General features: G+C 63.8%; 20 protein-coding genes. 8 read left to right on the top strand and 12 right to left on the bottom strand.

All coding sequences use genetic code 11. The annotated features are described in order from the left end of the window. Positions 1-161 precede the first annotated feature (161 nt). Positions 162-752 carry an HdeD family acid-resistance protein gene (locus RBJ75_RS04135; protein ID WP_044412514.1) on the top strand — a complete coding sequence of 197 codons (591 nt, stop codon included), beginning with the start codon at positions 162-164 and terminating at the stop codon, positions 750-752. A gap of 42 nt (positions 753-794) precedes the next feature. On the opposite strand, the gene RBJ75_RS04130 is transcribed toward RBJ75_RS04135, so the two are convergent. The 5 genes from RBJ75_RS04130 to RBJ75_RS04110 form a co-directional block, all read right to left on the bottom strand. Beyond that, positions 795-1,085 (bottom strand): hypothetical protein, encoded by a 291-nt coding sequence (locus RBJ75_RS04130; protein WP_044412542.1) that lies wholly within the window; start codon positions 1,083-1,085, stop codon positions 795-797. Between the two features lie 201 nt (positions 1,086-1,286). Next, positions 1,287-2,381: a lysine-2,3-aminomutase-like protein gene (locus RBJ75_RS04125; RefSeq protein ID WP_044412517.1), complete on the bottom strand. Its 1,095-nt coding sequence runs from the start codon at positions 2,379-2,381 to the stop codon at positions 1,287-1,289. After that, positions 2,378-3,424, bottom strand: coding sequence for an EF-P lysine aminoacylase EpmA (epmA, locus tag RBJ75_RS04120; RefSeq protein ID WP_044412520.1), 1,047 nt, complete (start codon positions 3,422-3,424; stop codon positions 2,378-2,380). Before epmA ends, RBJ75_RS04125 begins: the two co-directional genes overlap by 4 nt. After that, entirely contained in the window at positions 3,421-3,825 is a 405-nt protein-coding gene (locus RBJ75_RS04115; RefSeq protein ID WP_044412523.1) for a PIN domain-containing protein, read from the bottom strand. The genes epmA and RBJ75_RS04115 overlap by 4 nt, the downstream gene beginning before the upstream one ends. Beyond that, positions 3,822-4,055 carry an AbrB/MazE/SpoVT family DNA-binding domain-containing protein gene (locus RBJ75_RS04110; RefSeq protein WP_044412526.1) on the bottom strand — a complete coding sequence of 78 codons (234 nt, stop codon included), beginning with the start codon at positions 4,053-4,055 and terminating at the stop codon, positions 3,822-3,824. Before RBJ75_RS04110 ends, RBJ75_RS04115 begins: the two co-directional genes overlap by 4 nt. 441 nt (positions 4,056-4,496) lie before the next feature. Between RBJ75_RS04110 and efp the strand changes: the two genes are divergently transcribed. Together efp and RBJ75_RS04100 are read left to right on the top strand one after the other, a co-directional pair. Continuing rightward, on the top strand, positions 4,497-5,063 hold the full coding sequence (efp, locus tag RBJ75_RS04105; RefSeq protein ID WP_044412529.1) for an elongation factor P: 567 nt from the start codon (positions 4,497-4,499) through the stop codon (positions 5,061-5,063). A gap of 193 nt (positions 5,064-5,256) precedes the next feature. After that, positions 5,257-6,822: a peptidoglycan DD-metalloendopeptidase family protein gene (locus RBJ75_RS04100; RefSeq protein WP_044412545.1), complete on the top strand. Its 1,566-nt coding sequence runs from the start codon at positions 5,257-5,259 to the stop codon at positions 6,820-6,822. Positions 6,823-6,848: 26 nt separating this feature from the next. Here RBJ75_RS04100 and RBJ75_RS04095 read toward each other — a convergent pair whose 3' ends face one another. Then, positions 6,849-7,316 carry a carboxymuconolactone decarboxylase family protein gene (locus tag RBJ75_RS04095; RefSeq protein WP_234707427.1) on the bottom strand — a complete coding sequence of 156 codons (468 nt, stop codon included), beginning with the start codon at positions 7,314-7,316 and terminating at the stop codon, positions 6,849-6,851. A gap of 74 nt (positions 7,317-7,390) precedes the next feature. Between RBJ75_RS04095 and RBJ75_RS04090 the strand changes: the two genes are divergently transcribed. After that, positions 7,391-7,948, top strand: coding sequence for a MarR family winged helix-turn-helix transcriptional regulator (locus RBJ75_RS04090; RefSeq protein WP_411194514.1), 558 nt, complete (start codon positions 7,391-7,393; stop codon positions 7,946-7,948). A 141-nt stretch (positions 7,949-8,089) separates the two neighbouring features. On the opposite strand, the gene RBJ75_RS04085 is transcribed toward RBJ75_RS04090, so the two are convergent. From RBJ75_RS04085 to RBJ75_RS04075, 3 genes are all read right to left on the bottom strand, one after another. After that, a complete protein-coding gene (locus tag RBJ75_RS04085) occupies positions 8,090-10,633 on the bottom strand; it encodes a hypothetical protein (RefSeq protein ID WP_044415326.1) in 2,544 nt (847 codons plus the stop codon). A 36-nt stretch (positions 10,634-10,669) separates the two neighbouring features. Then, positions 10,670-11,545, bottom strand: coding sequence for a hypothetical protein (locus RBJ75_RS04080; RefSeq protein ID WP_152647809.1), 876 nt, complete (start codon positions 11,543-11,545; stop codon positions 10,670-10,672). Between the two features lie 67 nt (positions 11,546-11,612). Continuing rightward, on the bottom strand, positions 11,613-11,837 hold the full coding sequence (locus RBJ75_RS04075; protein WP_152647810.1) for a hypothetical protein: 225 nt from the start codon (positions 11,835-11,837) through the stop codon (positions 11,613-11,615). 207 nt (positions 11,838-12,044) lie between these two features. Between RBJ75_RS04075 and RBJ75_RS04070 the strand changes: the two genes are divergently transcribed. The 3 genes from RBJ75_RS04070 to RBJ75_RS04060 all read left to right on the top strand — a co-directional run bounded on the left by RBJ75_RS04070 (position 12,045) and on the right by RBJ75_RS04060 (position 15,578). Continuing rightward, a complete protein-coding gene (locus RBJ75_RS04070; protein WP_234707489.1) occupies positions 12,045-13,103 on the top strand; it encodes an FUSC family protein in 1,059 nt (352 codons plus the stop codon). 84 nt (positions 13,104-13,187) lie between these two features. Further along, complete coding sequence (locus RBJ75_RS04065) at positions 13,188-14,411, top strand: lytic murein transglycosylase (protein ID WP_044415328.1); 1,224 nt, start codon at positions 13,188-13,190, stop codon at positions 14,409-14,411. A 72-nt stretch (positions 14,412-14,483) separates the two neighbouring features. Then, positions 14,484-15,578 carry a beta family protein gene (locus RBJ75_RS04060; protein ID WP_152647751.1) on the top strand — a complete coding sequence of 365 codons (1,095 nt, stop codon included), beginning with the start codon at positions 14,484-14,486 and terminating at the stop codon, positions 15,576-15,578. Here the strand turns inward: RBJ75_RS04060 and RBJ75_RS04055 are convergent. Further along, the gene (locus RBJ75_RS04055) at positions 15,501-16,076 is read right to left on the bottom strand and encodes a sce7726 family protein (protein ID WP_044413051.1); all 576 of its coding nucleotides are present in this window, start codon (positions 16,074-16,076) and stop codon (positions 15,501-15,503) included. The two genes, RBJ75_RS04060 and RBJ75_RS04055, sit on opposite strands and share 78 nt — an antisense overlap. A gap of 295 nt (positions 16,077-16,371) precedes the next feature. On the opposite strand from RBJ75_RS04055, the gene RBJ75_RS04050 reads away from it, so the two are divergent. Next, positions 16,372-16,662: a hypothetical protein gene (locus RBJ75_RS04050; RefSeq protein WP_044413101.1), complete on the top strand. Its 291-nt coding sequence runs from the start codon at positions 16,372-16,374 to the stop codon at positions 16,660-16,662. 176 nt (positions 16,663-16,838) lie between these two features. On the opposite strand, the gene recJ is transcribed toward RBJ75_RS04050, so the two are convergent. Both recJ and RBJ75_RS04040 read right to left on the bottom strand, forming a co-directional pair. Then, on the bottom strand, positions 16,839-18,680 hold the full coding sequence (gene recJ / locus RBJ75_RS04045) for a single-stranded-DNA-specific exonuclease RecJ (RefSeq protein ID WP_044413054.1): 1,842 nt from the start codon (positions 18,678-18,680) through the stop codon (positions 16,839-16,841). Positions 18,681-18,777: 97 nt separating this feature from the next. Next, complete coding sequence (locus RBJ75_RS04040) at positions 18,778-19,506, bottom strand: haloacid dehalogenase type II (RefSeq protein ID WP_044413057.1); 729 nt, start codon at positions 19,504-19,506, stop codon at positions 18,778-18,780. Positions 19,507-19,625 lie beyond the last annotated feature (119 nt).

Genomic DNA, 19,625 nt, shown 5'->3' with positions numbered 1-19,625 from the left:
TCATGTGTCTCGGTTAGGATCGATCTGGCCAGGATTCCGGTGGCAGGCTCGAGCCCGCGGCGCCACGATGAAAAAGTTCCCGTGGCGGCGAACAATCACCCCCTTGTTGCGTTTGTTCCATCGTGGACGTCGCAATATTGGGACGTTACAGGAGAGTTTCGATGACACTTCCAGATCATACCGTAAGCCCTGGTGATACCGCGAAAATCCAGGCGCAATTGGAGACCGCCATTCAGGGCCATTGGAAGGCGTTCCTGTTCGAAGGCATCATGCTGGTGATCTTCGGCCTCGCCGCAATCCTGTTGCCGTTTCTGGCGAGCCTGGCGATCACCATCCTGCTGGGCTGGTTGTTCCTGATCAGCGGCATCGCCGGCCTGGTGTTCAGCTTCTGGGCTCGGCAGGCTCCCGGCTTCTGGTGGTCGCTCGCCTCCGCCGTGCTGGCGATCGGCGCCGGCCTGATCCTGCTGGGGCGGCCGCTGGCGGCAACGCTGACGCTGACCATCGTGGTCGGCGCCTATTTCCTGGCCGAGGGCGTCTCCACCATCATGTATGCGCTCAACCATCGTCGCGTGCTGTCACAGCGCTGGGGCTGGATGCTGGCCGCCGGCGTCCTGGATCTGCTGGTGGCGTTCATCATCATCGCCGGCCTGCCCGGTACGGCGACCTGGGCGATCGGGCTGCTGGTCGGAATCAACCTGCTGTTCGGCGGCAGCTCGCTGATCGGTCTGGCGCTCGCCGCGCGAAAAGCCTGAGGCTGATCGACCGAGCCAAGGCTAAACGCCATCTGTCGCGGCTCAGCAGCCGCGGCAGATTCCCTTGATCTTGCGATCGAGCGCCGCGTCGGCCGGATCGACTTTTGTCATCGAATCGGATTCCGACCGCGGCAATTCGCTCGGCGTCGGCTGGCGGTGACCGATCGGCGCCGTCGGGGCGGCGCGACGCTCCTGATTCTGGTTCTGATCCTGCGATTGCTGGGTGGGCGCATTCAGCGGCACATTGTTCGGCCAGTCCAGCTTGCCGTTCTGCGCCATCGCCGTCGCACCACCCATCAGCGTGACCACGCCCGCGACGATCAACCTCTTCATCTGGCTTCTCCCGTTTTGGATCACAACTTGCTCGGACCGACTTGGTTGCCCGATCATTGGCCGCATCGGAATCGACGGTCCGGGCTTGCGATCGAACAGCGCCACGCTAGCATTGCGCCCCGTCCCTACAAAACCGATTTCGCCGGAGAATTCGCTGGTGGGCGCGGTCCGGCTGCGCGCTGTCCGGTCATTTGAACCCGATCAGGGCAGCGGCGGGTAGCGGTGCACGTCGCCGCAATAATCGGTCACGCGATAGCGCGTCGGCGCAGCGTCCGCGTCGGGCGCGTCGGGCGTCAAATAGGTCGGGCCGACCGGCGCCTTGCCATAGCCGCCCGGAATGTCGAGCACATAATCCGGCTGGCACAATCCGGAGACCCGGCCGCGCAGCTGGCGCATCAAGGCCTGGCCGTCGGCCAGCGAGGTGCGCAGATGCGCTGTGCCGGGCGCCAGATCGCCATGGTGCAAATAATAGGGCTTGATCCGGCATTCGACGAAGGCCCGCATCAGGGCCTCCAGCGTCGCCGCATCGTCATTGACCCCGCGCAGCAGCACCGACTGGCTGACCATAGGAATCCCGGCATCGACCAGGCGGGCGCAGGCTGCCCGCGCCGCCGGCGTCATTTCGCGCGGATGGTTGGCGTGCAGCGCCAACCAGACGGTCGCGCCCTCGACCTGCAGCGCGGCCACCATCGCGGCGCTGATCCGCGCCGGATCGGCGACCGGCAGCCGGGTGTGAATCCGGATGATCTTGACGTGATCGATCGCCGCCAGCTCGGCCATGATCTCGCCGAGCCGGCGCGGCGACAGCATCAGCGGATCGCCGCCGGTCAGGATCACCTCCCAGATTTCCGGATGGGCGCGAATATAGCTCAGCGCCGCCGCATAGGCCGCGCCGGACAGCGCGCTGTCCTTGCCCGGCCCCACCATCTCGCGGCGAAAGCAGAACCGGCAATACACCGCGCAGACATGCACCAGCTTGAACAGCACCCGGTCGTGATGACGGTGCACGATGCCCTCGACCGGGGAATGGGCGACGTCGCCGATCGGATCGGCCCGCTCGCCCGGCAAGGCGTCCAGCTCCGCGGCGCTCGGGATGTATTGGCGCGCGATCGGATCGTCGGGATCGTCGGGATCGATCAGGGCGGCGACATCCGGCGTCACCGCCACCGCGTAACGCGCCGCGACCTGTTCGAGCACGGCGAGCTCCTGCGCCGGCACCAGGCCGTGCGCCACCAGCTCGGCCGGCTGGCGCAGCGTCGCGGCAGCGGTGTTCTGCGCTGGTTTCACATTGCTCATGACGTCTCGCCCGCCGGTGGCGTCCACACCACCTGATCGATCCTTGTCGCACCCGCCGCCAGCATCACCAGCCGGTCGAAGCCGAGCGCCACGCCGCTGGCGTCCGGCATCTGCCCGACCGCGGCCAGAAACTCCTCGTCAAGCGGATAGCGCTCGCCATAGCGGCGCTGTTTTTCATCCATCGCTGCGGTGAAGCGAGCGCGCTGCTCGGCCGCGTCGGTGAGTTCGCCAAAGCCGTTGGCGAGTTCGACGCCGCAGGCATAGACCTCGAAGCGCTCGGCGACCCGCGGATCGTCCGCGCTGGTGCGCGCCAGGGCGGCTTCCGGTGCCGGATAGTCGCACAGCACGGTGAGCCGGCCCTGCCCCAGATTGGGTTCGATATGCTCGACCAGAATCTTGCTGAAAATGTCCGACCAGGTGTCGTCATCGGTGATGCGGACCCAGCGTTGCGCCGCAGCCGCGAGCCCCGCGCGGTCGGGCGCGGCGCGATCGATCGTCGCCAACAGATCGATCCCGGTGAAGCAGTCGAATGCCGCCGCCACGCTGAGCATCTCGGGATCGGCCAGCGGGTCGGCGATCCGGCCGCGAAACGAAAATGTCCGGGTGTCGAGGGTGCGGGCCGCCAGCGCAATCACCGCGATGCAATCGGCGACCACCGCCTGATACGGCGCGCCGGCGCGGTACCATTCCAGCATGGTGAATTCCGGCAGATGCAGCGGTCCGCGCTCGCGGTCGCGGAACACGCGGGCGAATTCGACGATCCGGTCTTCGCCGGCGGCGAGCAGCTTCTTGGCGGCGAATTCCGGCGAGGTCCGCAGATAGCGGGTCAGGTGCGCGCCGTCGGCGCTGATGATCTCAGTGCGCGGCGCATGCAGATGGGTCTCGTTGCCCGGCGAGATCTGCAAAATGCCGGTCTCGACCTCGCAAAACCCCTCGGCCTCGAACCAGTGCCGCGTGGCACGGGTGATGTCGCCGCGGGCGCGCAGAAACGGCCGTCGATCCAGATGCTTTGAGGGGTCCCACCAGGGCCGTTGCGTGGTCAAGGAGCGCTTTCAAGAAACGGATTGCGGATCGTCAGCCCGCCGATGGCGCGGCCGTGCTGCATGTCCTCGCTGTAGAGCGTGTCGCAGCCGGCTTCAATCGCCGAGGCGACGATCAGCGCGTCGTAGAATGACAGGCTGTGATGTTCGGCGAGCGATCGCGCGGCAGTGTGAATGTCGAGCGTCAGCGCTTGCGGCGGATCGAGCAGCGCCAGCACATCGGCAATCGCGTCGCCGATCTCGTGCCAGTCCTTGCCATGCTTGCGCCGGGAGACCGCGGTGAATTCGTTGAGCACCTGCACGCTGAGTTTGCCGCCAGTGGCGAACAAGGCGCGCGCGCGGTCGGCCTTGTCGCCAATTTGCTGGGCATAGATCAGGATATTGGTATCGAAGAACGCGCTCACCTTGCGTTGGCCTCGTCCCGATCGAATTTATAGCCCTCGGGCAGCGTCCAGTTGCGCGCCGCCAAATTGTCCAGCGCCCGCTGCCGCTGCTGCTCCTTGGTCTCGACCGTGATGGCGCCGGCGCCGGCGGCGACCACATTCAGCTCGTCGCCTTCCTTGAGGCCGAGTTGCTCGACCAGCGCCTTGGGCAGCCGCACCGCAAGACTGTTGCCCCATTTGGAAACCAGCATTGATGCCTCCCTGCTTGCCTGGATGATATCCTGAATTCGAATGTATATCATATTTCGGATATCATTGAAATTCAAGGCATCACCGGGCGGTCCCCGCTTCAGGTCGGGCCTTCGAGCGGCTTCAGCCTGGCGCGGCGCCCTTGGCCCAACAACTCATTTGGTCTGCAATCGCGATCCGACTTGGCAAGAGGCCCGTTCCCTTGATATGTCGGACCGGACGCCGCGACGGGTCGGTAGGCACCACCCGGATAGGCTGACTTGAGGCTGCGCAGGCGTTTCACCTGCCGCGGCAGACTGATCGCAATAACCGCAGTGGCTGTCGACCAACGCACTTTCCGCAATGATCGGGAACTGCGTAGGTTGCGGCCCGAAACCGCTTCGTAGGCCCCGGGACACCATTGTCCGGATCGGGCCCGGGCCTGAACGCTAGGAAATCATCCGTTGAAAGTCATCGCCAGTTCTATCCGCAAGGGCAACGTCATCGAGCAGGACGGCAAGCTGTATGTGGTCCTGACCGCCGAGAACATCCATCCCGGCAAGGGCACCCCGGTCAGCCAGATCGAAATGCGCCGAATCAGCGACGGGGTGAAGGTCTCGGAGCGCTACAAGACCACCGACCAGGTGGAAAAGGCGACCATCGAGGACCACAATTTCAACTACCTCTATGAAGACGCCGACGGCTTCCACTTCATGAACAACGAGAATTACGACCAGGTCCAGGTGCCGAAGGACGTCATCGGCAGCGCCGCGCCCTATCTGCAGGAAAACATGACGGTGAAGCTGTCGCTGCACGGCGTGGTCCCGGTGTCGATCACGATGCCGCAGCGCGCGACGCTGGAAGTCGTCGAGACCGAGCCGGTGACCAAGGGCCAGACCGCCTCGTCGTCCTATAAGCCGGCGATCCTGTCCAATGGCGTGCGTACGCTGGTGCCGCCGCATATCAATGTCGGCACCCGTATCGTGATCATGACCGAGGACGGCGCCTACGTCGAACGCGCCAAGGACTGACCCACCCCTGCCCTTTCGTTTGGCCCGGGACCGATCGCATCGGCCCGGGCCAAGTCTTGTCGGCGCCCGGCCGGCTCGGCAACACGCCAGCCATATTGGCTTGGCGCTCGGCGGAAATCCTCGGTAGATTTTGCGCGGCACTCTGACGACGGAGGCACGACGCAAATTGGGCCGGACCCGGACAGGCTTCGCGCTGGGCTTGCGCATTGCTTTTTGCGTTGGCGCGGCCGCCGTCGCGCTGATCGCACCCGCTACGCTGCGCGCCGATGAGTTCCGCACCCCCGCGGTCTCAGCGCTGCGGGTCGACTGGCGCGCCGCGCTCGACCAGCTGCGCGGCGAGATCGGCACCCAGCCGGCGATCGCGTCGCGCTTCACCTTCACCGGCGTCGACCCGTCGCGGCGATCGGATCTGCCGCCGGCGCTGGTGCAGTTGAACGCGATCACCTCGGCGCTGTTCACCGGCATCAGCCAAAGCGCGGTGCCGGTGCTGTTGCCGTTCGACACCGCGTCATGGCTCGCAACCGACGGCGCAACGGACAGCGCGACGCTGGCGCGCTATCAGCAAGGCTTCCGCCCCGCCGAAATGTTCGACGCTGGCCCGGCCGGTTATGACGCACTGTTCGCGCTGGAGCCCGGCGCTGGCGACGACATGCCGGCGCGGATATTCGCCGAGCCGGTCGAGGTGCAGATCACCGGCTCGCTGCTGACTTACGATCTCGACGACCCGCGCGCCGATACCAGCGCGCCGGTCCTGGCTTTCGCCGCACGGTTTCCCGGCCTGCGCCGCTTCATCCGCGAAGGCTACCTGCGCTACGCCTTCACCCGCTTTGGCGTCGCCTATGTGGTGTCGATCCAGTGCCTGGATTCGACGCCGCGGCGCAAGCGGCTGGCCTGTCGCGAGGCCTATCCGGTGGCCGAGCGGTTTCTCAAGGCGTTGCGCGTGGTCGGCGGGATGCCGGCGCCGCCGCTTCCGGATCGGGCGACTGGCATCGCCGAACGTCCGGTGACGCCATCGCCGGATTTCACCTATCGGCCGAGCGGCGACATCATCGCCAATTCCGGCTCGCGCAATCAGGGCGGCCGCCCCGATCCCACGGCCTATTCGCAGATCCGGTTTCCGCTGGCGCAAGCCCCGGCCTATATCCATAGCCAATCCAGCCGATTGCGCCGCGCCGAACGGCAACGCTCGGGGGCGGACGAGCCGAGCGGGCCCTATGCCTATCCGTGGCGCGACAATTTCTGCGAGGGCCGCAGTTTCGGCGTCGGCCAATGTCCCGCCGGGCGCGGCCATCAGGGCCAGGACATCCGCCCCGGCGCCTGCCTGCCGGGCAGCGAGGATTGCGATCCGCGGCAGCAGGCGGTGGTCGCGGTCCGCGACGGCATGCTGATCCGCTCGCCCCGGCAGCAGGCCGCGACGCTGCAGGTCAACAGCGCCACCGAGCATATCCGCTTTCGCTATATGCACATGGACCCACGACGGATGGACCGCGACGGCGTGCTCAACGGCCGCCGCGTGGCCGAGGGCGAACCGATCGGCGTGGTGTCGAACTATCTCGACCGCCCCAACGGCACCACGCGGCATCTGCATTTCGACGTCCAGCTGTTCACGCCCGACGGCTGGCTCTGGGTCAATCCCTACGTCACCCTGATCTCGGCCTATGAGCGACTGATCGGCGGCCATGGCAGCGAAATCGGACGCGAGCAACCGACGGCCCCGGCGCTGGCGAAATCCGACGCGCCGGGGTCCGCCGAGAATTAGAGGCCAGCGCCGTAGTCCGGGCAGCGTCAGGCGACCGACATCGGCGGGGTCCAGCGATAGGCGACGCCGAATCTGTTCCAGACATTGATGCCGGCGATCGCCGACGACAAATACACCAATTCCTGATCGGAAAACTCCGCGCGCGCCGCCGCATAGACCTCGTCGTCGACGCCGTCCGCAATCAAGGTCAGCGCCTCGGTCCAGGCCAGCGCCGCGCGCTCGCGCGCCGAAAACACGGGCGCATCGCGCCAGACCACGACCAGGCTGAGCTTGTCAGCCGACACGCCGAGACGCTGCGCCAGCATGATGTGGAATTTCACGCAGAAGGCGCAGCCATTGATCTGCGACGCCCGCACCTTGATCAGCTCCAACAATTGCTTGTCGATGCCAAATTGCGCCGCGGCGCCGGACAGCGCCCGCACCATCTGTTCGAGCTCGGGCGCCAATGAGGCGAGGTCCCGCATCTCTCCCCGCGCGGTATGACCAGATGACATTTCCATGTTCCTTGTGTATAAGGGCACTGATTTCTAATCAGTGCACTGATATCATATTTGGGATCACAGCGTCCATGGGCTCCCCCAAATCGCGGCCCGAAGCACGAACTAAAAAACCGCGCGGCGTGAAACGCCCCGCGGCGCGCAAGCCCGCCGCAAAACGCGCCGTGGTGGCGGGCGCGCGCCCGCCCCTGCCCGGCCGCGGCAAGCGCGGCGAGGACGGCCACCTGGCCTATCTGCTGCGCCAGGCCCAGGCGGCGGCCCGGCTCACGCTGGAGCGTGCGCTCGCCGATCTCGGCGTGACGCCGCCGCAATTCGTCGTGCTCACCATGCTGAAGGCCTATCCGGGCCTGTCCGGCGCCGATCTGGCGCGGGTGGCGCTGCTGACTCCGCAGACGGTCGGCCTCATCATCCGCAACCTGGAACGCGCGGGCGCGATCCGAAAGGCACCGCATCCGGTGCATGGAAGATTGCTGCAATGGACCCTGACGCCGCGCGGCACGGCGCTGCTCGCCCGTTGCCGCACCAAGGCCCACGCGGTCGAACGGCGGCTGGCCGCCGGCCTCTCCGTCCGCGGTCAAAAAACGGTGCGGCGCTGGCTGGCGGCGCTCGCAGTGAATTTGCCGCAGTGACGGGTCCCGAGCCCGACCAAACTTTGCCACCACCCGACGGCCTCACGCGGCATCTGCATTTCGACCAGGCAAATTGACCGTGCACTTCCACGTCTGGGGCGCGGCAATGCCGCACGCCGGAGCTCGGACGTCCCCGCCCGCTCAATGCTGAGCCACCAGAGTTCGCCGGTATGCCGCGACAATATCGTCCGGCCGCCCCAACGTCGTATTCAATTGCAGTGCCTTGATCAGTTCGCATGCGCCATCATAGCCCAAGTAGCGATAGGCATCGAACTGGTCGGGGTCGAAGAACTGGTCGACGGTCGATTGGTGCGGAAAGGTCGGATTGGTCGCAAGATAGCCCGCGGTGGTAAAATCCATCTCTTTGATCAGCGTCGACTTGAAGTAGATCAGCGTACCCGATGTGCGGTCGTCATAGTCGAGCCGTCCGACCAGAAACGGCGACTGCGCGGCGCGTCGGCCGCTCGGATAACCCTTTTCCTCGTACATGATCAGGCGCTCCGGCCCGAGCCCGGCCTCGGCGGGAAACGTTAAGGTGGCCTTGAAATCCTGCTCGATGCGTCGGGCTGCCGAAACCAACGACGAAAGACTGATCGAGGGGTCGGCCTCGCCATCAACGATCAGGATGATCCGAAGTTTACGGCGCACCAGCTCATAAAGGCCGAGATTTTCAAAATGGCCGCCATCCGTCAGTTCCAAGAAGTTGCTGTTGCGGCTGTGACGTTTGGACAAGATGTCAGAAACAAGACCTGGAAACAGGAAGGTCGGAATCGAGTTCCACGGCCACAATTTTCGGCGCCCGGGATTCGTCACCCAAAGCCCGAGCCGTACATTGAGCAACGACATCACCGTGGCAACCAGCGGATTCATGGTAATTCCGGTCCCGATATAGCCCGCGCTCGCCGTCGCCGCCGCTCCCGAGGCGGCCACCGACGACGCCAAGGTCAACGGACCGCCGGCCTTGATATAATCGGCGCTGTCCCTCCATCCGGTGACCGAGCTGCCGACGAACAACGGCGAAATCACAAAATTGTCGCCGCCGCGCAGCGCCACCTTCTGATCGGCGTCATTGATCATGATGGCGTTGGTATTGATCAATGGGTAAGGCAGCGGTGGCAACGGGGTTTGCCCCGAGGCGAAGCCAAGTTCGGAGATCAGCAGATTGTCGGCGACCGGGGAGTCACGCGACTGCATGGCAGTGACCGCGCCGTCGGTCGGCATGAGCGCCTCCATGAGGCGATCGCGGTAGAACCGGTGCAATCCGACATAGTTGATGTTGGCGAACACGCCGAGAAAGACAGCGACGACGAAGCCGCCATCGATGGCGGCGACGACAACACCGCCCCAATCTTCCACAAAGAGCGAGGCGTGTTGCCAGACGATCGCCAAAAGATAGGCGATCACCAGAGTCACATAGAGGTAGAGGCAGGCCCCCACGGTGGCCAGGATCTGACCCGACAGACTGGGAAGCAGATTGCGAAGGATGATGTAGTAACCGTAAAGCGCCGAGGCGACACCGCTGAGGAGACCGACGACTCCCCCCAATCCACCAAGCACCCCCTTTTCGAAGCCGTCGCCCGCCAGAAGAAAATAGGGCAGCAGTGGAATTGTCGCGACGGCCAGGACAGCGAGCGAGGGAATGAACGCGGCACCCAGAATCTTTTCGTAGTTCCGCCGCAGGAAATAGCTCGCATTCAGCGATTTCGCCGTTCGCAGTTCGGCGACGATGATCGCCGCTGCAATGGCCAGAAACATCCCGGCAAGACTCGTCAGAATGATGAAGGCGCCATCCAATCTGGCGAACCTGCCCAAGACGTCGATGAGCCCCCAAACCGCAAGGCCGACCAGAACCAGCAGCTTTGGTACCGACCAATTGGCTCCCGGCCCCTGGGGAGCCCGGCTGAGAAAAGCAAACAGAATCGCAGCCATGAAGAATGCCACCGCAACGCCGTAATAAATATATAGGGCAAGCGCATAGATCGTCCGATATCTGAGCTGGCACTCGACCCCCAGACAGCTTGACGGCCAGCGCGCCGGCATCAACGTCCCCAGCGGCGACCACAATCCCGCGGCGAAAGCCTGATCCTGGAGAAAATTGTAGTCGAACAGGTGCAGGGCGACGAAACACCCGGTCAGCAGCATGATCCAGATGAACAGGCTGATGATCGAGGTGCGTACCAAGACCGCCAGCATCGACCAGCTGTTCAGGCCGTTTCCGGGCGTCAGATAGGAGCTGTGCGAACGCAGGAACGCAAGATTGCAGCGCGCGCGCTGGGTGATGGCTTGTTCCGGACCGGTTGATATTCGCGCGGGGCCATAGGGAAAATCCGTCGGTCCCAGGCCAAATCGCGTTTGCGTCGGACCGGCGCCGTCCTCCCGCGGCTTTCCGCACCACCACCACTGCAGCGAACCGGCGAGATAGCCGCCGCCGGAGACGCTGGACAGGTAGTCGAATTTGCGCAGCAAATCGTGTTCCGCCAGCGCTTGCAACACGCCGAGCGCCCGAGATGCCGAACGGATGCCGCCGCCCGATAGCCCGATTCCGCTCCAGGGCGCATCCGCGTTGTCTGGCCCAAGCCGCTCACGCCGGCTCTGTGAAATTCGCGCGCGCTCGGCATCGAGCACCTCGGCTTCGCTCAGCACCGCGCGCTTCAGCGGTTTCGCCTCGATCGGCTGGATCGACATCGCCATGTCCTCGAAACCACGCCTCCCCGCGCACGATCAAGGTGCGATCGACCACGCCTTCTCATCGGCTCGAACGTAGTCGAGCCCCTGCTCCTTCAGCCCCTCCAGATCGTTGATACGAACGAAAGCCGCGCGCGCCGGCACCTTCAGGTCGAAGCGAACGCAGCTGGGGAATCCGGTCGCGGTCCGATAGGCTTGGATTTCGACGCGTTGTTCGGTGAGTTTTTCCGAATTCGCATAGGCTGGTCCGGGGCCGACATAGGAAGCCACTTGACTGAGCGTTGCACCGGCAACCACCGCACTGTTGAACGAGAACTGTCCGCGATTGCTGCGACGATCCAGCGGAATCCGCGAATCTTCATCGCTATTGTCGGTTCGCTTGCATCCGTTGCGTCTGCCGACATATTTGTAGTGAAACGAATTGAGAATGCCCTGCTCCCGTTCGGGGGCCCTGGCGCCGAGATCGTGAAAATCGTCATAGGACTGAGCTGATACGCTCGCCGCGCCGAATGCAGGAATCTGACCGCATTTGCCGTTGTCAAATGGACGCCCGTCGCTGTCCGGGGGCGGAGCATTGCGCACCAGCTGAACGCTGCGGCTGGCGCGGCTCACCGGTGGTTCATCCGGCGTGCGGAGCCGGCCGGATTTCACGATCACGACGCCGGCGCGACGTTTTTCGATGGTTTCCCGAACAACATAGGCAAACGAAATCGTTTGATTGCCGAGCGCGACGCTAGAGCCGTCGACCGGCACCCAATCCGAATGGCCCGGCGGCTGAAAGAACAGCTGGCCGTCCTTCAGTAGATCAAGAGGATCCCGCTTCAGGAAGCCGCAGTCACCCGCAAACGCCTTTCCGACGACTATCAAGCTGAGTATCAAGCTCATGCAGCCTGCAATGGCTGCCAGCGGCATCGCCGCGCACCGAGGTCTCATGTCAAGCCTCATTGCGTTGGATGAAATCTGTCGGGTCTGCACTCTTTCAGAAGGTGACAAACAAGTAGGTGACAACACTACTTCGCAAAAATCGCGCATCGAAAAAACGCGAAATTGAAACACGCTGTGGTTGCATCGTCAATATTTTCTTTGTCCTGGCGGCAAACCTGAAGCGACGCTGTCCGAAGGCGGTGCTGTTGGTCGACAGATCGGAGGCGGCTCCCCGATCGATCCAGTTCTGCCACCCCGCCCAAACCATTGATTGCTTCACCACGCTTATCCGCCGCGTCGTCTTGCGATCAGCCCGCAGCTAGCGGTTGGAACGACATCTGATGCTCCCCCGCCCGGCTCTTGCAATCGACGACGGCTGCGGATCGAAGCTGCTGGCGGCGGCGCGACCGACGCGATAAGGCAGCCATCGTGATACGCCAATTCAAGGGGCCTTATGAGACGCAGGATCGGGCATAGACTTGCCACGTTGCTCGCGCGCGAGTGGCGCCATCTGACCACGATCAATCAAAGCGACCGGCCCTGGCAGATGCCGTTCGCGGCGGCGCTGGCCTCGGGCGTGCCGTTGCTGATCGGCGCCTTGTTCGACCGGCTCGATTACGGGCTGGTCTCGTCGCTGGGCGGCATGGCGTTCATCTATCTGCCGGCCACGCCGCTGCATCACCGCATGGTGTCGCTGATGGCAGTCGGCTTCGGCATGATCGCCTGCTACGCCTTCGGCATCATCGCCCATTTCTTTCCGCTGCTGCTGACACCGGTACTGGGGATCGTCGCCATTCTGGTGTCGATGGTGTGCCGGTTCTACCGCGTCGGCCCGCCCGGCAGCCTGTTCTTCGTGATGGCGGCCTCGATCGCGGCCTATTCGCCGAGCGAGGTGATGCAGGTGCCGCTGAAGGTCGGGCTGCTGGCGATGGGCTCGCTGCTGGCGGCGCTGATCGCTTTCGTCTACAGCGTCGGCATTCTGCGGCTTCGGTCGCCGCAGCCGGTCGCGCCGCTGCCGCCGGCGACATTCGATTTCGTGGTGTTCGATTCGGTGGTGATCGGCGTCAGCGTCGGGATTTCGCTGACGCTGGCGCAGCTGTTGCAATTGGAGCGGCCCTATTGGGTCCCGGTCAGTTGCCTTGCGGTAATCCAGGGCCTGACGCTGCGCGCGGTGTGGACCCGGCAGCTGCATCGCCTGCTGGGCACCGCTTTGGGCCTGCTGCTGGCCTGGGCGCTGCTGGCGCTGCCGTTGGACAAATGGAGCATCGCGCTGTTGGTGATCGCGCTCAGCTTCATCATCGAAAGCGCGGTGATGCGCCATTACGGCTTCGCGGTGATCTTCATCACGCCGCTGACGATCTTCCTCGCCGACGCCGCCACGCTCGGCCATGGCACGCCCAATACGGTGATCGAGGCCAGGTTGATCGATACGCTGCTGGGCTGCGCGGTCGGCCTGGCCGGCGGCTTTTGCCTGCACAGCCCGACCTTCCGCGCCGTCGTCGGCCGGCAGATGCGACGGCTGGTTCCGGCAAGGTTCAGCATGTGACGCCGCGCGTCCGGGCTCGCGCGCCCGGTTCCCGCGACCGATTGCCCTTTGCGGCGGCCCGGCCCGGCCCGCTACACTGCGGCCATGACAGATGATGATTCCCGCTTCACGCTGACCCGCCGCGGGTTGTTGCAATCGGCGCTCGGCGCCGCGCTGCTGTGGCCGGCGACCGGCCTCGCCGCCCCGGCCGGCTTTGCGCAATGGCGCGACGGCTTTGCCGCGCGCGCCCGCGCCAAGGGCATTTCCAACGCCACCTATGATCGGGTGATGGGCGCGATCGAACCCGACATGTCGGTGTTCGAGAACATGCGCAAGCAGCCCGAATTCCATGAGCAGCTGTGGCAATATATCAACCGCCGGGTGTCGGACTGGCGCATCAGCGCCGGCGAGGAGGCGCTGCGCCAGCATCAGGCCTTGTTCGCCCGGATCGAGCGCGATTTCGGCGTCGAGCGCGGCACGCTGCTGGCGCTGTGGGGCGTCGAGAGCGCCTTCGGCGACCCGCTGGTACAGAAGAACCATATGCGCCCGGTGTTCCCATCGCTGGCCGCCTTGGCCTGGAACGAACCGCGCCGACGCAAATATTGGGAAACCGAACTGATCAACGCGCTGACAATCGTCCAGCGCGGCTGGTCGACGCCCAGCGAAATGCGCGGCTCCTGGGCCGGCGCGATGGGCCACACCCAATGGATGCCGGAAGTCTGGCTCAATGTCGGGATCGATTACGACGGCGACGGCAAGGTGTCGCCATTCGGCCGCCCCGACGATGCGCTCGGCTCCAGCGCGAAATTCCTGGTCAGGCGCGGCAAATATCACCGCGGCGAGCATTGGGGCTATGAGGTCACCGCGCAGGGCGACGCCGGCGGCAGCCGCAGCTATGCGGCCTGGGCCAGCGCCGGAATCACCCGCGCCGATGGCCGGCCGTTCCCGCAGCCCAACGCCTCGGCGAAATTATGGGTGCCGGTGCGCGGCGGTCCGGCCTTCCTGCTGGGGCCGAATTTCTACGCGGTGAAGAGCTACAATCCGTCGATGAACTACGCGCTGGCGATCTGCCATCTCGGCGACCGCATTCTCGGCGGCCCGCCCTTCATCCATCCCTTCCCTGGCTCGGAGCGCGCGCTGACCTTGGCCGAGGTGCAGGAGATGCAGACGCGGCTGACCCGCGCCGGCTTCAACACCAAGGGCACCGACGGCCGCGTCGGCAATGCCACCATGCAGGCGGTGAAGGACTACCAAAGCCGAATGGGGATCTCCCCCGCGGACGGCTATGGCGGGCTGGAGGTGTTGGCACGGCTGCGGCAGGGACGCTGAGCCCGGGCAAAAATCGCTGAAAAAGGGGATATCAACAACGGCAGGTTGAAATTTCGATAGGCTGCGTGATGATTGGTTTTCGATTTTTCCAACGATTCGGATTTACCAATGCCCTATATGTATCGCCCTGTGTTGAAGACCAAGGCTGGCGAAGCGATTGCACTCCTCCAACTTGCATCCCCGGACAAAAACCGTATAGCCCCGATATTTCAAGTTTCGGAAACTCCACCGGCTACTTTCGTAAAAAGACTAGCCGAAGCGTGGGCAGGCCGAACGTGCTTCTTGGATGGCGCCTTCAATTTTAATCTATCGGGAACGTCTGCTGATTTTGACAACACCTTTAACGCACTTGGCGCCGCGGGCATTCCCGTGATTCCTGTGATCGAGATCATCGCTGCTAACGGATACAATCAAGCAGCGTTTAGTCACTTGAATCAATTTGGTGCTGGCTTAATGCTTAAATGCATTCCGGCAAATTTCGCAACCGCAACGAATTATGCGCAGCAAATGCAGATCCCGCAAGACCAGATCGACCTCGTCATTGATGCAGGGCACATTGCAGAGTTCGATCCAATATCATTTGCTGGATATGTTGGACATATTTTGCAGAGCGGACTACCGGGAAGTCAGTGGCGATCCGTTACACTTGCAAGCTCGGCGGCACCGAAAGACTTTGGCCAACTAAGTCTTGGAACCACAATCGTCAGCAGGGTCGACTGGCTTACTTGGAGAAATTTGCCCCAAAACGCAAGAACTCCGATCGACTACGCGGATTTTGGAATTTCGCACCGAGATTTGACCGAGCCACCCGGTGTGGCCATGGCAGGGGCAACAGTAAGCGTTAGATATACAATATCGGATAATTGGGTAATGCTAAAAGGCCGGCGAACCACTGGAGTCGCCGGTATCCCGATGGGCGATCAGTTTCGGTCACACTCGCGAACGTTAGTTGCACGATTTGATTTCGGTGGATTATCGAGTTGCTGGGCAGATGAACGAATTAGCGCAATCGCGACAAATCCAGCCGTTAGCGCGGGCGGACGCGCTCAATGGGTTGAGATCAACGCCAACCGCCACTTCAATTTTATCCTAAGCAGCCTTTCGTGGCCAGTTATCACGCTTCTTGAGCGCCTCTCTTACTTCGAATCGCAACAATTCTTCCGATAGTTCAGCTGCCAGTTTTTGCACAAGCTTGTCGGAGGTCGCGCTGCGTATCCCTTTGATTAGGTCATAACGTTCGAGAATGCTGACGAGTTCCGCTCGCCAGAGGAGTCGCGCCGTCTGCAAAGGGTCGGGAGCAGGATTTTTGCTGCCCGGGCGACCTATACGCAGACTAACGATAGATTCAGCATCTATCGAAGCTAGAAGCGTACCCCACCAGTCAGGGATAAGCCTCTCGGCCTTCTCCAAGTGCTTGTCAGCCACCACGAGTGTCACGCGGTCGAATACCTGACTGTACAAGGCCTGCTGGGCTGGAAGACGCGCTAGTGTGTCGCGAGCGCTTTTGATTTCGAACCCATGCAATTCACCATTCACAACTGCAATATCTACGCGGACTGAGCCGGACCAAATGCCCATCTCTTCGACGATCAGCGTACGACCATCGCTAACGTGTTGTTGAGCGAGTTCGCGGCGAAGGGCCGTTCGCACGTCGAGGTCTCTCATTGATCACTTTCGGGATTGTGTATTCTTCCTTCGATATCGCAGCGAGTTGGAGTCTACAACCATTCGATTAATCGTCAGTGTTCGCGAGACGAACACTTTCTAATGCGGCACGCACGCTTTCCTTGCATATTCTTCTATGTATTCAATATTTTATGATGACAATCTTATGTATTTTTTATGTAAATGAGATTGCAATCCTCGGCAAGTTGCAAGCCGACAAATGTCCAAATGCGCCGCCCCGGCAAAATGCAATAATGCCGCCTCACAAGACCAGCATCGCCGGATATCATCCATCGTGACCCAGATTCCGCCCCAGGCCGACACCTTCGAGGCTCCGCTGGAGGAGATCGTCTGGAACGCAGCCTTTCGCCGCGGCTTCGCCGAGGTCCGCGCCGGCCGCTTTCCGCGCTTCGACGACGAGATCGCGTTCCAGGATGGCCTCGCCTTTGTCTATGAATGGGGCCGGCAATTCGCCATCCTGGCGCCGCCGGATCTGCCGCTGGTGCTGCCCGACGAAGGCGCGCTCAACCCGCAAGCCGTCGCGCTGTTCAGGGCGTTTGTCAGCCAGGGCGAGATCTGCCGGTAGTTGCCAGAACTGGTCATTCCGGGGCACGAGCTGCGATAGCTGCGCGTGAACGCGGAATCTCGCGCCGGTCCGAGGCCCTGCCCGCGGCAAGATTCCGGATTCGCTCGGCCTGGGCCTCGCGCCCCGGAATGACGTCAGCGAATTGGTTTGCGCGCATCGATTGATGTCGACGCCCGTCAGCGGATCACCGCCGGCCCCGGGTCCGGCACCGCGACGTCGATCACGCGCAGTTGCACGCGCTCGGCGCCCTGCCAGCGATCCACCGCCAAGGAGCCGGCGACATGCAAGGGCTGGCCGCGGTTCTGCGTCAGCGCGTCGCCGAGCTTCTGGCCGACGCTGCGAAACGCGATGCCGTTGACGATCGAGCCGTCGCCCGACTTGAAGCGCAGCCGCAGATGGGCCTGGCCGACCTCGTCGGCATAGATCAGCTGATGCGACGGCAGCGCCACGACGGGCTCCGGATTGCCGGCGCCGAACGGGCCCGCGCGGTTGAGCGTCGCCACCAGATCGGTGGTGACGCCGCGGGCCGACACCGCGCCGTCGATCAGCAATTCGTTGACATGGCGCGAGCGGCCGACATCGGCGGCCAGCGCGGTTTCCAGATAGGCGCGGAATTCGCCGAGCCGTTCCTTGCGCAGCGTCACGCCGGCCGCCATCGCATGGCCGCCGCCCTTGATCAGCAGCCCGTCATCGACCGCCTGGCGCACCGCCTTGCCGATATCGACGCCGGAAATCGAGCGGCCCGAGCCGGTGCCGATGCCGCCCGGCTCCAGCGCGATGGCAAAGGCCGGGCGGCCGAATTTTTCCTTCAGCCGCGACGCTACCAGGCCGACCACGCCGGGATGCCAGCCCTCCGACGCGGTGACGATCACCGAGCCCTTGTCCTCGAGCCCGAGCGCCGCCAGCGCCTCGGCCTCGGCCTGGGCCTCGGCCATCTGTTCGATCACCCGGCGTTCGGTGTTGAGCCGATCGAGCTCGGCGGCGATCCGCGCGGCTTCGGAGATATCGCCCTCGAGCAGCAGCCGCACGCCGAGATCGGCCTGGCCGATGCGGCCGCCGGCATTGATCCGCGGCCCCATCATGAAGCCGAGATGCCAGGCTTCCGGCGGGCCGTTGAGGCGCGCCACGTCCATCAGCGCGGTATGGCCGACATGATCGCGCCGCCGCAGCGCGATCAATCCCTTGGCGACGAAGGCGCGGTTGAGCCCGGTCAGCGATGCGACGTCGGCGACGGTGCCGAGCGCCACGTGATGCAGCATGTTGAGCAGGTCGGGCTCCGGCATTTCGGCGCTCCAGAACCCGCGCTGGCGCAGCTCGCGATTGACCGCGACCAGAGTGATGAATACCAGGCCGACCGCGGCCAGATGGCCGAGGCCGGACAGGTCGTCCGCCCGGTTCGGATTGACCAGCGCCTCGACCTGCGGCAATGCGTCACCGCATTGATGATGATCGATCACCACCACGCCCATGCCGAGCTTGCGGGCTTCGGCCAGCGGCTCCAGGCTGGTGGTGCCGCAATCTACCGTTACCAGCAGCGTGGCGCCCTTGCCGGCCAGCATCCGGATGGCATCGACATTGGGGCCGTAGCCCTCGAAGATGCGATCGGGGATGTGGATCAAAGGATCGAGCCCGCAATGCCGCAGATGCCAGGCCAGCAGTGCGGCCGAGGTGGCGCCGTCGACGTCATAATCGCCGAAGATCGCGATGCTCTCGCCGCGCTGCACGGCGTCGGCGATGCGCTTGGCGGCGGCCTCCATCTGGGTCACGGTGGAGGGATCGGGCATCAGCTTGCGGATCGTCGGATCGAGAAAATCCGCCACCGCGTCGAGCTCGATGCCGCGCCCGGCGATCACCCGCGCCAGCATTTCGGGCAATTGATAGCGCTGCGCGATCGCCAGCGCCCTTGCTGCGCCGCGCGGATCGAGCCGGTCGCGCCATAGCTTGCCGGTGGCGGAGCGCGCCACCCCGAGAAACGCGGTCGGCAGCTCGGTCGGGATCGCGGTTGCGGGAGGCGTCATGCTGGCCTTCTAGCACATCCCCGGATCGTCGCGTGCCCCGGATGCTGCGGAACGCGCCGCTGTTGCGGCGTGCCGCATCGCGTCCGGGACACCAACCCTAGCACTTCATCTGCTGGGCCAGGTCGCCAAAACCATCCGCGACGATATCCCAGTCGCCTTCGGGTTTGAAATCCTTGCTCTGCAGCGGGCCGTATTCGGTGACGCGCGGCACGAAGGCGGTTTTCAGCCCGAGCGCCTGCGCGGCGGCGAGATCGTTGTTATGCGCGGCCACCATCATCACCTCGCCGGGCGCCAGGCCGAGCAGCCGGGCGGCGCCGAGATAGGTTTCCGGGTCCGGCTTGTAGTGGCCGGAAATGTCGCCGCCGAGCACCAGGTCCCATGGCAGGCCGACATTTTTGGCCATGTTGGTGAGCAGCGCCACATTGCCGTTCGACAGCGGCGAGATGATGTATTTGGTCTTCAGCCGGGTCAGCCCGGCGACGGCGTCGGGCCACGGCTTCAGCCGGCGCCAGCCCATCGTCATGTAGTGCAAATCGTCGTCGTTCAGCCCCTTGATCTCGAACTGCGCCACCAGCCGTTCCAGCGATTGCCGGTGCAGCGTGTCGAGGATGGCGAAGCCGCGCTCGGGATGTTTGCGAACCTCGTCCATCGACGGCACATAGGCCTGCCGCCAGGCATCGACCAAACCGGCCCAGTCGGCGCTGATGCCGCGCGTCGGGCCCCATTGGGTGAAATCCGCGATCAGGCTCGAGCGCCAATCCACCACGGTGCCGAAAATGTCGAACAGCAGCGCCTTGACGGTCGGGGCTTCGGGCTTCGCGGTCATCGAGACGCTCCTGTTGTTATTATTTGTGGTTGAACCCAATTCGTCATTCCGGGGCGCGCGCGGCGCAAGCCGCGTGTGGACCCGGAATCTCGCGGCGGGTGCAAGATTCCGGGTTCGCT

Source organism: Rhodopseudomonas sp. BAL398 (assembly GCF_033001325.1).
GTDB lineage: Bacteria > Pseudomonadota > Alphaproteobacteria > Rhizobiales > Xanthobacteraceae > JARJEH01.
Note: the sequence above shows the minus strand (reverse complement) of the source record. Positions and strands in the feature narration are given on the sequence as shown.

Bases quoted from the DNA above. Each gene is read 5' to 3' on its own strand.
- RBJ75_RS04135 (WP_044412514.1), top strand. From the start codon at position 162: ATGACACTTCCAGATCATACCGTAAGCCCTGGTGATACCGCGAAAATC.
- RBJ75_RS04130 (WP_044412542.1), bottom strand. From the start codon at position 1,085: ATGAAGAGGTTGATCGTCGCGGGCGTGGTCACGCTGATGGGTGGTGCG.
- RBJ75_RS04125 (WP_044412517.1), bottom strand. From the start codon at position 2,381: ATGAGCAATGTGAAACCAGCGCAGAACACCGCTGCCGCGACGCTGCGC.
- RBJ75_RS04110 (WP_044412526.1), bottom strand. From the start codon at position 4,055: ATGCTGGTTTCCAAATGGGGCAACAGTCTTGCGGTGCGGCTGCCCAAG.
- RBJ75_RS04095 (WP_234707427.1), bottom strand. From the start codon at position 7,316: ATGTCATCTGGTCATACCGCGCGGGGAGAGATGCGGGACCTCGCCTCA.
- RBJ75_RS04090 (WP_411194514.1), top strand. From the start codon at position 7,391: ATGGGCTCCCCCAAATCGCGGCCCGAAGCACGAACTAAAAAACCGCGC.
- RBJ75_RS04085 (WP_044415326.1), bottom strand. From the start codon at position 10,633: ATGTCGATCCAGCCGATCGAGGCGAAACCGCTGAAGCGCGCGGTGCTG.
- RBJ75_RS04080 (WP_152647809.1), bottom strand. From the start codon at position 11,545: ATGCCGCTGGCAGCCATTGCAGGCTGCATGAGCTTGATACTCAGCTTG.
- RBJ75_RS04065 (WP_044415328.1), top strand. From the start codon at position 13,188: ATGACAGATGATGATTCCCGCTTCACGCTGACCCGCCGCGGGTTGTTG.
- RBJ75_RS04055 (WP_044413051.1), bottom strand. From the start codon at position 16,076: ATGAGAGACCTCGACGTGCGAACGGCCCTTCGCCGCGAACTCGCTCAA.
- recJ (WP_044413054.1), bottom strand. From the start codon at position 18,680: ATGACGCCTCCCGCAACCGCGATCCCGACCGAGCTGCCGACCGCGTTT.
- RBJ75_RS04040 (WP_044413057.1), bottom strand. From the start codon at position 19,506: ATGACCGCGAAGCCCGAAGCCCCGACCGTCAAGGCGCTGCTGTTCGAC.